Source organism: Lawsonia intracellularis PHE/MN1-00 (genome assembly GCF_000055945.1).
GTDB lineage: Bacteria > Desulfobacterota > Desulfovibrionia > Desulfovibrionales > Desulfovibrionaceae > Bilophila > Bilophila intracellularis.
The window spans coordinates 1,337,150-1,351,634 of record NC_008011.1; the positions used below are offsets into that span (position 1 = coordinate 1,337,150).

General features: G+C 34.1%; 13 protein-coding genes. 9 read left to right on the forward strand and 4 right to left on the reverse strand.

What is annotated here, in order from left to right:
* Positions 1-73: 73 nt before the first annotated feature.
* Positions 74-670 (reverse strand): LysO family transporter, encoded by a 597-nt coding sequence (locus LI_RS05950; protein WP_011527170.1) that lies wholly within the window; start codon positions 668-670, stop codon positions 74-76.
* Positions 667-975 carry a LysO family transporter gene (locus LI_RS05955; protein WP_011527171.1) on the reverse strand — a complete coding sequence of 103 codons (309 nt, stop codon included), beginning with the start codon at positions 973-975 and terminating at the stop codon, positions 667-669. Before LI_RS05955 ends, LI_RS05950 begins: the two co-directional genes overlap by 4 nt.
* Positions 976-1,283: 308 nt before the next feature.
* Here LI_RS05955 and LI_RS05960 point away from each other — a divergent pair, with 308 nt between their 5' ends.
* The 5 genes from LI_RS05960 to LI_RS05980 all read left to right on the forward strand — a co-directional run bounded on the left by LI_RS05960 (position 1,284) and on the right by LI_RS05980 (position 7,744).
* The gene (locus LI_RS05960; protein WP_011527172.1) at positions 1,284-1,937 is read left to right on the forward strand and encodes a class I SAM-dependent methyltransferase; all 654 of its coding nucleotides are present in this window, start codon (positions 1,284-1,286) and stop codon (positions 1,935-1,937) included.
* Between the two features lie 62 nt (positions 1,938-1,999).
* Entirely contained in the window at positions 2,000-2,419 is a 420-nt protein-coding gene (gene nikR, locus LI_RS05965; protein WP_011527173.1) for a nickel-responsive transcriptional regulator NikR, read from the forward strand.
* 23 nt (positions 2,420-2,442) lie between these two features.
* The gene (gene folE2 / locus LI_RS05970) at positions 2,443-3,219 is read left to right on the forward strand and encodes a GTP cyclohydrolase FolE2 (RefSeq protein WP_011527174.1); all 777 of its coding nucleotides are present in this window, start codon (positions 2,443-2,445) and stop codon (positions 3,217-3,219) included.
* Between the two features lie 188 nt (positions 3,220-3,407).
* Positions 3,408-4,457, forward strand: a complete 1,050-nt coding sequence (locus LI_RS05975; RefSeq protein ID WP_011527175.1) for a sigma-54 interaction domain-containing protein — start codon at positions 3,408-3,410, stop codon at positions 4,455-4,457.
* A 56-nt stretch (positions 4,458-4,513) separates the two neighbouring features.
* Positions 4,514-7,744, forward strand: coding sequence for a tetratricopeptide repeat protein (locus LI_RS05980; RefSeq protein WP_011527176.1), 3,231 nt, complete (start codon positions 4,514-4,516; stop codon positions 7,742-7,744).
* A gap of 27 nt (positions 7,745-7,771) precedes the next feature.
* Here LI_RS05980 and LI_RS05985 read toward each other — a convergent pair whose 3' ends face one another.
* Together LI_RS05985 and pyk are read right to left on the reverse strand one after the other, a co-directional pair.
* Entirely contained in the window at positions 7,772-8,815 is a 1,044-nt protein-coding gene (locus tag LI_RS05985; RefSeq protein ID WP_011527177.1) for an HD-GYP domain-containing protein, read from the reverse strand.
* Positions 8,816-8,818: 3 nt separating this feature from the next.
* Positions 8,819-10,234, reverse strand: a complete 1,416-nt coding sequence (gene pyk / locus LI_RS05990; RefSeq protein WP_011527178.1) for a pyruvate kinase — start codon at positions 10,232-10,234, stop codon at positions 8,819-8,821.
* Positions 10,235-10,439: 205 nt separating this feature from the next.
* Between pyk and mraZ the strand changes: the two genes are divergently transcribed.
* The 4 genes from mraZ (at position 10,440) to LI_RS06010 (ending at position 14,485) form a co-directional block, all read left to right on the forward strand.
* Positions 10,440-10,889: a division/cell wall cluster transcriptional repressor MraZ gene (gene mraZ, locus LI_RS05995; protein ID WP_011527179.1), complete on the forward strand. Its 450-nt coding sequence runs from the start codon at positions 10,440-10,442 to the stop codon at positions 10,887-10,889.
* A 70-nt stretch (positions 10,890-10,959) separates the two neighbouring features.
* Complete coding sequence (gene rsmH, locus LI_RS06000; RefSeq protein WP_011527180.1) at positions 10,960-11,898, forward strand: 16S rRNA (cytosine(1402)-N(4))-methyltransferase RsmH; 939 nt, start codon at positions 10,960-10,962, stop codon at positions 11,896-11,898.
* A gap of 36 nt (positions 11,899-11,934) precedes the next feature.
* Positions 11,935-12,264, forward strand: coding sequence for a hypothetical protein (locus LI_RS06005; protein WP_015353821.1), 330 nt, complete (start codon positions 11,935-11,937; stop codon positions 12,262-12,264).
* Positions 12,265-12,403: 139 nt separating this feature from the next.
* Positions 12,404-14,485, forward strand: a complete 2,082-nt coding sequence (locus LI_RS06010; RefSeq protein WP_011527181.1) for a penicillin-binding transpeptidase domain-containing protein — start codon at positions 12,404-12,406, stop codon at positions 14,483-14,485.

Below are 14,485 nucleotides of genomic sequence, written 5' to 3' on the forward strand. Positions count from 1 at the left end.
TATAATTTATTTTTTATTCCTTATAGCCTATATTAGTGTTAGTTCTCTAGTTAGAAGAATAACTAGATAGTATTTATTTATAAAGTAGTGTAATGATAATTGGTACACATATTGTAAGAACAGCACCTGAAAATATAGCTAAAATAGTGTTCAGTTCTCCAGAGGTACGAGCAATTATAGGTATACATAGTTCACTTGATGCTGCTGCTACAGAAAGAGGACCAAGTCCGCCAACCAAACGTACAAATAGAGGAGCAAAGGTCATTGCTATAATTTCTCTTGCTATATTTACAAGAAGGGTTAATGCACCAAGGTCAGGTGTAGTAAATTGAGTTACAAGCATACTAGAGAGACTATAGTAGCCAAGGCCAGATGCGACAGCTATTACGTCTCTAAGGAATATATTTTGAAGAATAAGCCATGAAATTACGGCTCCAAGTAATGTTCCTATAAGAATTCCTAATGGAACTAAAAGTATTTTTCCTTTTAATGATCGGATAACTTGCCAGGCTTGAGAGTTAATTCCTATAGTCATGCCAACAGTAAAAAGCATAAAGTAGACAATACAGGTGGCTAAGCCTTCATATATAAGCTCTTTTGGGACTAACTCAATATGACCAATAATAATACCTAGTAAAAAACAAGCTAGAACAATAAAGGATTCTCTCATTTTAAGTGTTCCTTTAAGTGTTCCTGAATATTTTCTGGAATTATATGGACAAATCGAGATAATAATTTTGCTGCAATGAGGCTTCCAGCAATACAAAAAAAAGTAATAATTATTGCTTGAATCCCTAATGTATCAAGTTGTTGAATAATAGTAGTATTTGATCCTAAAGAAAGTCCTAATAAAAAAAGTAAGATCCTTACTGACCAAATTAGACTGTAATCTACTGTTTTTATTAATCGAGGATGATTTCGTATTAAAAAACCAATAGGAGCCCCAAGAGAAATACAGACAATTTCTGCAACCATAAGTTATATTATCCTTATATTATAAATAATATATCTATCAATTATTACTTACTATATAACTATTAAGAACCATTAATATATACTTTTTATAACATATGGCTTGAGACACTAATCTAGGCTATAGATATGATCAATAGATATCTTTTGGTTTAGCAAGTAAAAATATAGTTTGTTGACCAGTTGTTTCTCTTATTATATTTGAAAATCTGTAGCTGGCCATATACTTTATTTAGTAGTTATATATAAAGCTGCCATTAGTTTTATATACCGTTAACTTATCGTAGTATGTAGAGAAACAGGGAGTAACTATGGAACAAGTTATGGCATTAGAACAAACATGGACTCTTCATCGACCTGAGGATTTTAAAGTTCGTTGGAAAGAATTTGTTTTAGAATACTTTAAAGTAGGTGAATATAAAAATCCTCCCTATTGGCTTAATTTTTGGCCTTCAAATTATTTTTTGATAGAGTGGTTATTTCATCATAAGGAAGATATTGCAGGTGAACTATGTATAGATCTTGGTTGTGGTTTGGGTTTTTCAGCGGTAATTGGTCAATGGTTAGGGGCAAAGGTTATAGGGGTAGAGTATGTATTTGAAGCACTGACATATGCAAAGTATAATGCAGCTTCTAATAATATATCACAGCCATATTGGATAAATATGGATTGGGATAAACCTGCGATAGTTAAAAATTCTATTCCATATATTTGGTGTAGTGATATTATTTATGATACAAATGATGCTGAGCCCATTATTTGTTTTTTTGATAACATGCTTAAAGAAGACGGCATAATTTGGATTTCAGAACCTAAACGACCTGCATATGATGTAGTTCTTAATAAACTAGAAAAAAGAGGATGGAATTGTAAATGTATGTTTGAAAGCGAAATTCCTCATTGTCGTCCTTTGCCTAAATTTAAACGAATTTATACTCGTATGTGGGAAATTTCTCGTGGTTAGTTTCCTCATTTTTACTTAGTTAGATGAATATGGATTTTTTTGGTTAAATACAAGGAAAAGATATGGGAGAAACTGTTCGTTTTGGTGTTTCGTTAGACGAAGATTTACTTAATAAATTTGATAAGCTTTGTGATCGGCAAGGTTACCCTAGTCGTTCAGAAGCATTACGAGATATGATTCGACAGGCATTAGCAAAGGATATACTACAATCTAAGGATAGTAATGCAGCAGGTGTCCTTTCGTTAGTATATGATCATCATACACGTGAGCTATCTCGAAAGTTGATAGAGAGACAGCATGAAATGTACGATTCTATTATTGCTACATTACATATTCATTTAGATCGTTATAATTGTTTGGAGGTATTAATAATCAAAGGTAATGGAGGTAAAATTCAACAACTTGCAGATATGCTTTGCTCTATTAGAGGGGTTAAGTTAGGGGCCTTTTCTTTTCTTCCAGTTGAAGAAGATGTTTTTTAATATTTTTAGGATTATTGTAGCTTATGAAAGATATTCAAAGTACTCCTGCACAGATTGCATTTCCTATTGATCGTGTTGGGGTAAAAGGTCTTAAGTTTCCTATTCAGATTCAAACGCGTGATATTGGAATGCAACATACTGTTGCTATAGTGGATATGGGAGTTGATCTATCAGTATCATCACGTGGGACTCATATGAGTCGTTTTGTTGAAGTATTACAGGATTGGAATGAACCACTATGTTGTGAGTCATTAGAGAGGCTTGTCAAACAAACACAAAAAAAATTACAGTCACAGCATGCTTATATTGCATTTTTTTTCCCTTACTTTTTGCATAAAAGAGCTCCAAGTACAAATATGTTAAGTTTATTTTCTTATGACTGTAAACTTTCAGCAAAATCTATTAACTATAATATAGAATTTATACTTGAGTTAACTGTTCCTGTTATGACAGTTTGTCCTTGCTCTAAAGCTATTAGCCACGAGGGTGCGCATAGTCAACGTTCAGAGATATATATTCAATTAAGATTAGAACAGTTTAGATTTATTGAAGACTTTATTGTATTAGCAGAGTCATCAGCTTCTTCGCCTTTATATTCTTTACTGAAAAGAGCAGATGAAAAATATGTTACTGAAGATGCATTTGCTCACCCTAAGTTTGTTGAGGATGTCGTCAGAAATATATCAAGCAAGTTAATTACAGTAACAGATGTTCTTGGTTTTCGTGTCGAAGTTGAAAGCTTTGAGTCTATCCATGCACATAATGCTTTTGCTTATATTGAACATGAGTTTATTTGTTAGTTATATAAGAAGGGCTTGAGATTAAACTAAAAAATTAATAAGAGACAAATAAAATAATTCAAATACTTTTTTTGATGTAACTTGTTATATTTAAAGTAAATTTTTGTAAATTCTTCTCTGTCAGACTCTTGACACCTTCACTGGATATGGCAAACAGTAAATAGGGGAAAGTATCAGTAGGGGGAAAGATGGAGATTGTAAGCAACGGAATTATTGGAGAGAGTACCACTTTAAAAGAGGTCTTTCATGTCCTGCATAAAGTTGCACCTACTGATAGCACTGTACTTGTAACTGGAGAGTCTGGAACAGGTAAAGAGCTTCTTGTTCGTGCACTACATGCTCAAAGTTTACGGGTAACAAAACCATTTGTTCCTATTAATTGTGGCGCAATTCCTAAAGAGTTATTAGAATCAGAGCTTTTTGGCCATGAGAAGGGGGCATTTACACATGCTGTTCGTTCAAGAGCAGGAAGATTTGAAGTTGCAGATGGAGGAACTGTTTTTCTTGATGAAATAGGAGAAATGGATCTTAGTTTGCAAGTAAAAATTCTTCGTGTTTTACAGGAAAAAGAGATCGAACGTGTTGGAGGTACAGGACCACGTAAAGTAGACGTACGAATTGTTGCTGCAACAAATAGGAATCTTGAACAAGAAGTAGAGCAAGGACGGTTTCGTGAGGATTTATATTATCGTCTAAATGTGATACCACTTCACCTACCACCACTAAGGGAAAGAGGACGTGATATTTTATTACTCACAGAAAGTTTTCTTACTCGTTTTTGTGCTAGAAAACAACGTCCTATTTTAAAAATTGATCCAGAAGTATCTAAAGTTTTTTTAGCTTATCATTGGCCTGGTAATGTTCGAGAGCTTGAAAATGTTATAGAACGATTAAGTATCTTAGTAGATGGAAACATTGTTCGACTTCATGATCTTCCCAGAAAGATCATTGATTCAGTTGGTACATTAGAAGATTTAACTAATATAGAACTTCCAAAAAGTGTTGAGTCCATTCCTACCTCTATTTCTCCACAAGAATTTATTTGGCCTAGGCTAGAAGATATGCGTACTAGAGGAGTGGGATTAAAAGAGTTTTTAGAACAAATTGAAGATCGACTATTGGGAGAAGCCTTATTATTATCTGATGGAGTAAAAAATCAAGCAGCAGAAATTTTGGGTATAAAGCGGACAACACTTATTGAAAAGTTGAAAAAACGTCGACTTGATGGAGAAGTGTGAATCAATAAATGTGTTATAATTTAATATAACGATACTTTTTTACCAGGTATGGTTTTGTGAAGTTTTTTATTTACTCATGGTTGTTCCAATTTTTTTTGATTACTGGAGGAATGATCTTATTTACTGTGGAATATGTAGAGGCAGTTTCATGGAAATGGTCTATGCTCCCAGGGAGAGAAAGAATAATAATTTCATATGATACACCTAATCAAGGTAAAAAAGCTTCTCGTATTAGTACAACCCAATTAGAAATTCCTCTTTCAACACCTGCAAAAGATCTTTCACGTATTGGAGCTTCTCCTTCCCCAGAAAGTTTAGTATCAGATTTATCGTTAGATGGCTCAAAGCTCCATATAAATTTAAGAGATGCAGCATTTGGCTATATTACAACCTCTACAAATCCTAATCAGTTAATTATTGATGTTTTTTCAGATCCTCTAGGAAATCGTTGGCGTAACCTTGGTGTACCAGCTCCTGCATCTGCTCCTTCTAGAGCATCATCAGCATTACCTGAAGTTCCTAAAAATATTTCTAAACAGATAAAAGTATCCAATAATGGACAACGGTTGAATAAAGATCAGGAAAAGACGTCATTAAGTCAAGAGCAAAAACAAGTAGCAAAAGCACCTGCTGAATCGATAACTTCGGAGGGTAAAGCTGAAAAGAAGCAATCTATTAAAGCTGATACTTCTAAGGATAACGTAAAAAAATCTCAGGACGTAAAAGGGACTTTACCAGTAGATACAAAAGATAAGCAGCAAGTAAGTAAAAAGGAAAATCAGGAGGCTATAAGTAAAGAAGAAAAAATTGAAACTGTCCCAACAGTTCCTCCTCCTTCTGTTGATGAACTTACTATGCTTACAGCTAAAGTAGAAAAATCACAATTAGCATCAGATGAGTATAGTTGGTCAAAAAAGGCAAAAAGTCCAGCTCAGGAAGATAATACAGAGGAGAAATTAGAAAAAAGCCAGAATAATAACAATCAAAAAGTTAATATACTAGAAAATTCTTCTTCTAGCACAGAGGGTACTGTACAATCAAAGCTTACTGAAACACCTATTGTTGAAGCACCAATAGAAGAGACTGTAAATAGCATTCATTCAAAATTAAATTTCAAAGGACCAGATGCTTGGCCTAAAGAAAAAGCTTTAAGTACATTGGATAAGTTAGAAGAGGTACTAAATAAAAATAAGCTTATGCAGCAGCCTGAAACTCGCGATAGTCTTCAACCTTTATCAAAAACTAATGAAGAGAAACCAGTTTCAGAGCCAGTGGTTGTATATGTTGATGAAAAAGGTAACCCTGTTGGGAAACCACCTGATACAACCGCTATTATTGAAGAAGCAAAAAAAAATATGAGAGCAGGACAAGTGCAAAAAGCTAAAGATTTACTAGCTACTTTAAAAGGCCATGCACTAGTCCAAGAACAGCATGAAGAGGTATTATATCTATTTAGTGAACTTAATGAAAAAATTTATAAAGATAGGTGGATTGAAGGGTATGAACCTATCATAACCAGTACTAATAAAGCTATGAATTTTAATCTAAGATCTCCAAGAGTAGCTGAAGCCCTTATGCGTCTTGGAATGGTTAATCTTAGAATAGGAAATCAAGATGAAGCTGCTGGTTATTTTGGAGCATTACGAAGAAAATTTCCTCAGAGTGAATTTATACCAGAAGCCTATTTAGCATTAGGAAAAGATCAATTTTCAAAGGGAGAGTATGCAGATGCTGTAAAAACTTTCCAACTTATTTTAGATAATTATCCAGAAAGTAAAGCAGTTCAAGATGCATCACGCTTTATGGCTGAAGCTCTTTTTAAACAAGGACATTATAGCCGAGCTCTTATTCTTGTAGATTTTGTAGATAGACGATGGCCTCGATTATATCTTGAAGATCCAAATTATTTAAAAATGGTTGGAGATCTTTATTCTAGAGAAAATCGTTTAGATGATGCTCTTAAAGCTTATTGGACATACTATAATTTAGTTCCAGAAGCAAAAGATAGCCATGATACATTGTTTAAAATTGGTACCAGTTATTTTAAAAAGGGATTAATGCAGGGTGGTAAAGACGTTTTTGAAGAGTTATTAAAGAAGTTTCCTAAATCTGACTCAGCGCCAAAGGCCTTACTTGCTCTGGGCGAAGAGCAAGTAATTAAAGAAAATCCAACAATACAAGAATTAGTTACTATTTTTGAAAATCCTAGTTCTACTATCCCTGAAATTTACTATAAGAAGATTCTTGATGAATATCCTAATAGCCCAGAAGCACAACAAGCAGCAATCCGTTTAGCTGCATGGAAACTTTGGCATAGAGACATTCCTACAGCTATGACAATGGCTCAACAGTTTTTGGATAAATATCCTGAATCTCCCTATGCTCCAAGAGCAGAGGAAATTATTGCACGAGGTTTTGACCAGTCTTTTGCATTAGCACTACAAGAAGAGAATTATGAACGGATTCTTTCCTTATGGGAAAAATATCCTTATTTGCAGATAGCGTATAAAGATATGACTGACGAGTTACGTGTAGCTTTAGCCAGGGCATATTTAAATAGAGGTGATGAAGAGAAGGGTATGGATCTACTTAATCAGTTTTTAGAGTCACCACAAGATCCAAATTATGGTGATTATGTTTATAACCTTTATCTTGCTCATTATTTAAGAAAAGAAGACTGGACTAACATTTTGAAACTTGGTGAAAAAGTTTCTAGTTGGAAGTTTCCTGTATCTGCACGTGCTCAATTAGATTATGCACTAGCTATTGCTTCAGAAAATCTTGGGTTAGGGAATAAAGCCTTACCTCTTTGGGAGAGGCTATATCAACGTGAAGATATTCCTTTATACCAAAAAGCTTATGCAAATTATTTTATGGCAAGGGATGCTGAGCGACGTAGAGATTTGAATGCAGCATATAAGTTAAACCTAAATACATTAAAACTATTTGTTACATTACAGGAAGAGCGCTCAGATAAAGCAGATCCTGAACGTGTACGTGAATCTCTTGCAGCACTTATGGATGTTACTGAAGTTGCCAACCGTTTTGTTGAATCTTTAGAATGGGCAGATCAATATGCAGCATTTGTTCCAGAAACTTCTCCTGATTATGCAGGACTATTATTTCGTAAAGCACGACTTTATAGAAAGATGGGAGATTTGAGTAAGTGGAAACAATTATTAGATGAAATTGTTCGTCGTGAGCCAGAAAGTGTATTTGGGCGAATGGCTGCATCAGAGCTACGAACATATGAAGTTTCAAGAGATCTTTCTCGTTTTACACAATAAAATGCCACAAGGTAATAATTAGAAATATTATGCGTTATTAGAATGCTCTTGTCTAAGTTTGCTTTCTAGTGCTCCTGTGAGATATGCATTTAATAAAGGTACAGTAAATGTACTATCATAACGTTCTTTATCATTGGCAAGTAGTTGTGCAGCTGCTTTAGGTGGTATTGCTTGTGCATATGGTCGATTACTTATCATTGCTGCAAAAGAGTCTGCCACAGCACAAAGTTTACCAAATTTACTTAAATGTGTTTCTTTAAGTTTGTTTGGATATCCTGATCCATCAAGACGTTCTTGATGTTCCATAACTGCTTGAGTTATTTCATTAAATCCAAGATTCAACTTTTGGAGAATTTTTACACCAGCAAGTGTATGTAGTAAAATTTTTTCTTTTTCTTCACTTTTAAGGGGTGTAGCTTTTTCAAGAATAAAAGAAGGTATTTTACTCATTCCTATGTCATGTAAAATAAGTCCCAATGCTGATCGATCCCATTCTCTTCGTATGAGTTTATCTTCATGTGTAGTCTGTAGAAGCCACAGACCTATAAATAATGTATTAAGAGAGTGGTGAGAAAGAGTATGTTCTGTATAAAGCCGACGCATAAAGAGTTTAATTCTGTGTTTATCTTGCCAAAGGAATTCAGTAAATACCATTAAATCGTTATAGAGTTTTTCAAAAACAGGTAATACTGGCTGCCCAATAAAGTCTAATAGTCGCATATCTAATGCTCTTATAAAGATATCAGCTGCCTCTGCTTCCTTAAGATTTGAGTCTAGTAAGACAAGATCAACCTGTTTTACAATATGTTCAGAGTAAATAGGGTGATCTGTACGAGAAACAAAAAGTCGTCCTTCATTACAAAGTATTTGAATTTCTTCTATTTGTTCATTTGTTAGACGACATCCTTTACGACTGTATGGATAGAGTTTTAGGATATCTTCACGAAACTGGAAGAGATCTACTGGTGGACGATATTTAGGAAAACTAGAAAGAATTTCATGAGATATTTGATAATACTCTTCAGCAATATTTTCTGGGACAGTTGCTTTAGACTGTCTACTGCTTACCATAGGTTATTTCCTGAAAATTTTTATAAAGTTTGTACCTCTTGGTTGAACTGTATGTGGAGCAGATTGTCCAGCTGTAATAATAATATCTTCTCCTATGGCAAAGGTAGGGTTTTGCATGATAAAATTTTCAGTCCTAAGGAGATCTCCCTCAGAAGATGCCGATAGATATTGGGGGAGTACACCCCAAGAAAAATTAAGTCCTTTAAGTGAAGTTCTTGATGGTGTAAGGGCATAAATAGGCTGAGATGGTCTACATGTAGATACATGTCTAGCTGCTGTTCCTGTCATTGTATGTGTAACAATAGCTTTTGCTAACGATTTTTCAGCAAGAAGACATGCGGCATATGCTAAAAATTCTTCTGCACTTTTTTCTGCTTCAGGTTCTTTTAGATGACGTGTTTCTATCATAAGCTCTTCTGCTTTTGTCGTAATATCTCTCATAAAGCCTACTGTTTCTACTGGATGATTACCCATAGCTGTTTCTTCAGAAAGCATAACACAATCAGCACCATCAAGAACAGCATTTGCAACATCGGTTATTTCTGCCCTTGTTGGTGTAGGGTTTGATACCATGGAAAGAAGCATTTGGGTAGCTACAATAACAGGTTTTGATGCTTTATTGCAAGCACGGATAATACGTTTTTGAATTGCTGGGAGTTCTGGTAAAGGACATTCAATACCTAAATCCCCTCGAGCAACCATGATAATATCGACTTCTTTAAGAATTTCTTCAAGATGTTCAATAGCATTACGACGTTCAAGTTTTGCTATTACAGGTATATCATATCCATTGGCTTTAATAATACGTTTTGCTTCAATAATATCTTCAGCAGATTGAACAAATGAAATGGCAACAGCATCTACTCCAAGCTTAAGACCATCAGAAAGATCTTTTTGGTCTTTTTCTGTAATTGCTGGAACTTTTATTGACTTTCCTGGAAGAGCTAAACCTTTTCGTGAAGTAATAATACCATCTTCTTGTGCAATAAGAAGGAATGTTCCATTGGAATTTTGTTCTTTAACTTGAAATTGAAGTGTTCCATCCGCAAGTATGAGTATATCATTAACAACTAGGTCGCTTAGGATTGCTTTATGATCAAAGGGAATATAGGGATAATCATTTGTTCTTTTATCTTCTGGACCAAGACATAACACATCACCTTTAGATACGTTTAATGCAACATCACCAGGGAGTGCACCTATACGTATTTTAGGTCCTGATAAGTCTTGCATAATTGTAATTGGTATTTGATGAATATGTTCTAACTCTCTAATTGTTGAAATAAGTTCTATAAAGGCAGAACTATCTCCGTGTGAGAAGTTAAGGCGAAAAATACTCACTCCAGCTTGAATAAGTTGAGAGAGAGTTTCCTTTGAATTAGAAGCAGGACCAATAGTAGCAATTATTTTAGTTTTCATAATTTTTATATTGTTATCGTAGCATCATTATGTGTCAAGATATTTTAAATATACTTTATATAAATTTCAGATAGTGACCTCTTGACAGAATATATAAAATAAAACAAAAGTGGAAATAAATGGAGATAAGTGGAGATAGGTGGTTAAAAGTATTTTTTCTATTTGATATAGATTCTGTCTTTTTCAATAAGATCAAAGGTAGATCATGCAGTTTCGAGGTCAGTCATATAGAAATATTGATTCTAAGGGGAGGGTTATTCTTCCTCCAGGATATCGTGAAACTCTAGAAGAGTATTCTAGTGAGGGTTCTTTTGTACTGACTACTTATGATAATTGTATTGTAGGTTACCCTGAGCCTCAATGGAAAGAAATAGAAGAAAAGTTTTCTAAGTTAAGAAACAGTTCAAAAAAACTACGTGATTTTCGTCGACTTTTTCTTGGTGGAGCAGAAAAGCAATCACTTGATCTTCAAGGTCGTGTAAGAATTTCTCGAGCACATATAGAATATGCAAAGTTGGATCATGAAATTGTTGTATTAGGCCAGGGTGAGCATTTTGAAATATGGGATCAAAACAGATTTAAAGCAGTTCTTGAGCAAGATTTTGATGATGTGGCTGATGAACTTGTAGAAAGTGGAATTGATTTTCCTTTATAACAAATAACAAGATGTATATCGACAGCCTTTAATTGTATTATTAATATTTTTTCTGAATAAAAGGTAGACTATGCATCAGCCAGTTATGCTTGAAGAAACAATAGCAATGCTTAAGCCTCATGCAAAAGGAAGATATTTAGATGGAACAGTTGGTTTAGGGGGGCATTCATTTGCTATTTTACAGTCTGCAGGAGATGGCGCTGAACTTTGTGGATTAGATCAAGACAAAAAAGCACTCGCCATTGCAGAAATGACGTTAAAGCCTTTTAAGAAAAGGGTGCATTTAGTTCATACTAAGTATAGTTCTTTTCCTCTAATATTAAAGGCTCTTGGTTGGAAATTATTAGATGGAGCTCTCATTGATATAGGTGTTTCTTCTTTGCAATTAGACAATGCAGAAAGAGGGTTTAGTTTTTTATATGATGGTCCATTGGATATGAGAATGGATCAAGATGCTAATAATAACTCACTGTTTGAGATAGTTAATAAAAGTCGACAAGAATACTTAAAAGATATTATTTCTCGATATGGTGAAGAACCACAAGCAAATAGAATTGCTAAAGCCATTGTACAAAAACGAAGGACTAAGCCTATTACAACCACAAAGGAGTTAGCCGATCTTATAGAACAAGCTTACCCAGCAGCATGGCGTGCTAAGTCTCGTCATCATCCAGCAACAAAAACGTTTCAAGCTTTTCGTATAGTGGTAAATAGTGAGCTTAATGAGTTAGAAAAATTTTTAAATATGATTATGGGTTGGATAGCACCAGGTGGAAGAGTTGCTGTGATTTCTTTCCACTCATTAGAAGATAGAATTGTAAAACAGTATATGAAGTCATGGACAAGAAGTTGTATCTGTCCACCATATGTCCCGGTTTGCAAATGCTTTCATAAACCTGAAGCCATACTTATTACAAAGAAGCCTATTCGTCCTTCAGAAAAAGAAATATCAGAAAATATTCGTTCTAGAAGTGCAAAGTTACGTGTAGCAGAAAAAGTGTTGCTTTGAAGAGTTAAATAATTTTTCAATCAAAGATTTATTATAATGCAAAGAAACCAAAGAAATTTAATTTCAAAAAATAATAAACTAACTTCTCGACCATTTTCTCTTAGTTGGGTTTTATGGTTAACGTTTTCTATTTTATTAAGTATAGGGATGGGGTTAGGTCTTGTATGGATAAGCATTGAGCATACAGACTTAGCTTACACTATAAAACAACTACAAAATGAGCTGAATAGTCGTGTAGTTTTTAAAAGTAAACTAGAAGTAGAAAGAGAACGTTTGCTTGCTCCATTTGAGCTTAAACAAAGAGCAGAGAGTGTTGGAATGCATGAGGCAGATTCCAAACAAATCAGAAGACTAACTATACAGTAATTATATAAAAATGGTTATTATAGAAAGTTATAGAAGTATTTGAGAAGTAATTATAGATAGGCTGTATGGATCTCAAATTGTATATTTTATTGTTTTACTAGTTTTAGTATAGCTAAATTTATAGAGTCAGGTAAAGATTATGAGTTATTTAGGATTATCACATCGACAAAATAAATATCATAAGTTTACTTGGACTACTTCTAGGAAAAAAGTAAGAGGAAAATATTTTTCTTTTAGGATAGATAAGTGGAATGCTTTTAGGTTTCAAATTGTAGCTATTCTTTTTTGTATTGTTTGGTGTGGATTATGGTGTCGATCAGCTTACATCCAACTATGGAAAGGTACTTTTTTTTCAGAAAAGGCCAGACGTCAACATATTGCCTTAGAAACAGTATCTACTCCAAGAGGAAATATTGTAGATAGGAATGGAAGAATTCTAGCAAAAAGCATACAATGTTATTCTGTTTATGCAGATCCTTTTTCCATAAAAGACATAGAAAGTACTGCAATAAAGCTTTCAAACTGTCTTCACTTATCAGAAGAAACCATAAGAAAATTACTCCAAAAGCAAAATCGGTTTGTATGGATTTCTCGCCATATTGATGATGCTACAGCTATAGCTATTAATCAAATGAAGATTCCTGGAGTTATGTTATTAAAAGAATATGAAAGAGTTTATCCATATAAACATGTTGCTGGCCAGCTCCTTGGCTTTGTTGGAGTTGATGGAAATGGCCTTGAAGGTCTTGAGCATTCATTTAATGATTATCTCAGTAGTTTTTCAACAAAGCAGCTTGTGATGAGAGATGCTTCAGGAAGAAGGTTTTATATCAATAATGGAGAAGAATTACACAATAGTACTAGAGAGTTACAGCTTACAATAGATTTACAAATACAGTCTATTGCTGAAGATGCTATAGCACAGGCTGTCAGCGAGGTTGGGGCAAAATGGGGTGGGGTTCTTATTGTAGATGTTAAATCAAGCGAGATATTAGCTTGGTCACAATATCCTTTTTTTAATCCTAATGCATATCGTCAATATAAACCTAGTGAGTATAGAAATCGGTTAGCTTTAGATGCATTTGAACCTGGGTCAACATTTAAACCTTTTTTGATTGCTGCAGCTCTTCAAGAAGGTATTGTTACAAAAGATACATTATTTAATTGTGAAGGTGGAGTTTGGAAAATTAAAAATGTTGTCATTCGTGATGATGGTACACCACAAAAAGAACTTTCTGTAACAAAAATTTTAAGTCACTCTAGTAATATTGGTTGTGGAAAGATTTCTTTAGAGCTTGGTTCACAAAAGTTTTACTATTATCTTACTAAATTAGGGTTTGGACAGCCTACTGGACTTAACATTATTGAAAATAAAGGTATTTTACGTCGTCCTCGTGAGTGGAGTGAAGCCGATCTCATTTCTACTGCTTTTGGACAGAGTTTATCTACTAACGCACTTCAGCTTACACAGGGTTTTTTAACAATTGCAACTCATGGTATATACAAACCAATAAGTCTTTTTAAGACTCCTTTGAAAAAAGTTTCTGAGCAGCGTATTTTTTCTGAAGATATAAGTAGCGAAGTACTTACAATGATGCGGCAAGTAGTAGAGTCAGGGACAGGAAAGCGAGCTGCTATATCTGGAGTTTCTATAGCCGGAAAAACAGGTACAGCTCAAAAGGTTGATAAAACAGGCAAGTATGGTCAAGAACGTATAGCCTCTTTTGTTGGCCTTTTCCCTGCTGAAGACCCTCATTATTTGATTATGGTTGTTATAGATGAACCAATAACAAAAAAATATGGTGGAGTTATTGCAGCTCCAGTGTTTCGTAAGATAGCTACTAAAGTTATGGCTTATGTAGGTTCTCCTGAAAGTCTTCAATATCAAGTTGTAACAAAAGAGGAAGAAAAAATTAGTTCTAATAAGGTTTCTTCATTAGTTAGAACTAACAAAAAAGAAAAAAGCTGTTCTAATACATTAGAAGTTCGTCAAAAAATAGATAGAAAAGATCCAATTGAGTACGCTACATCATTAAAAATTCCTGATGTTGTAGGAAAATCTATTCGTAAAGCTATTGAACTTTTTGCTGGGCAAGGTCTTGTTCCAGAAGTTAAAGGTAATGGTATTGTTGTAATAAAACAAGAGCCAGAAGCCGGAACTCATTTAATCAAACAACATTTATTAGATAAGAAGTGTATCCTTTGGGTTTCGGAGAAATAA

Coding starts and splice junctions, on each gene's coding strand:
- LI_RS05950 (WP_011527170.1), bottom strand. CDS start 670: ATGAGAGAATCCTTTATTGTTCTAGCTTGTTTTTTACTAGGTATTATT.
- LI_RS05955 (WP_011527171.1), bottom strand. CDS start 975: ATGGTTGCAGAAATTGTCTGTATTTCTCTTGGGGCTCCTATTGGTTTT.
- LI_RS05960 (WP_011527172.1), top strand. CDS start 1,284: ATGGAACAAGTTATGGCATTAGAACAAACATGGACTCTTCATCGACCT.
- nikR (WP_011527173.1), top strand. CDS start 2,000: ATGGGAGAAACTGTTCGTTTTGGTGTTTCGTTAGACGAAGATTTACTT.
- folE2 (WP_011527174.1), top strand. CDS start 2,443: ATGAAAGATATTCAAAGTACTCCTGCACAGATTGCATTTCCTATTGAT.
- LI_RS05975 (WP_011527175.1), top strand. CDS start 3,408: ATGGAGATTGTAAGCAACGGAATTATTGGAGAGAGTACCACTTTAAAA.
- LI_RS05985 (WP_011527177.1), bottom strand. CDS start 8,815: ATGGTAAGCAGTAGACAGTCTAAAGCAACTGTCCCAGAAAATATTGCT.
- pyk (WP_011527178.1), bottom strand. CDS start 10,234: ATGAAAACTAAAATAATTGCTACTATTGGTCCTGCTTCTAATTCAAAG.
- mraZ (WP_011527179.1), top strand. CDS start 10,440: ATGCAGTTTCGAGGTCAGTCATATAGAAATATTGATTCTAAGGGGAGG.
- rsmH (WP_011527180.1), top strand. CDS start 10,960: ATGCATCAGCCAGTTATGCTTGAAGAAACAATAGCAATGCTTAAGCCT.
- LI_RS06005 (WP_015353821.1), top strand. CDS start 11,935: ATGCAAAGAAACCAAAGAAATTTAATTTCAAAAAATAATAAACTAACT.
- LI_RS06010 (WP_011527181.1), top strand. CDS start 12,404: ATGAGTTATTTAGGATTATCACATCGACAAAATAAATATCATAAGTTT.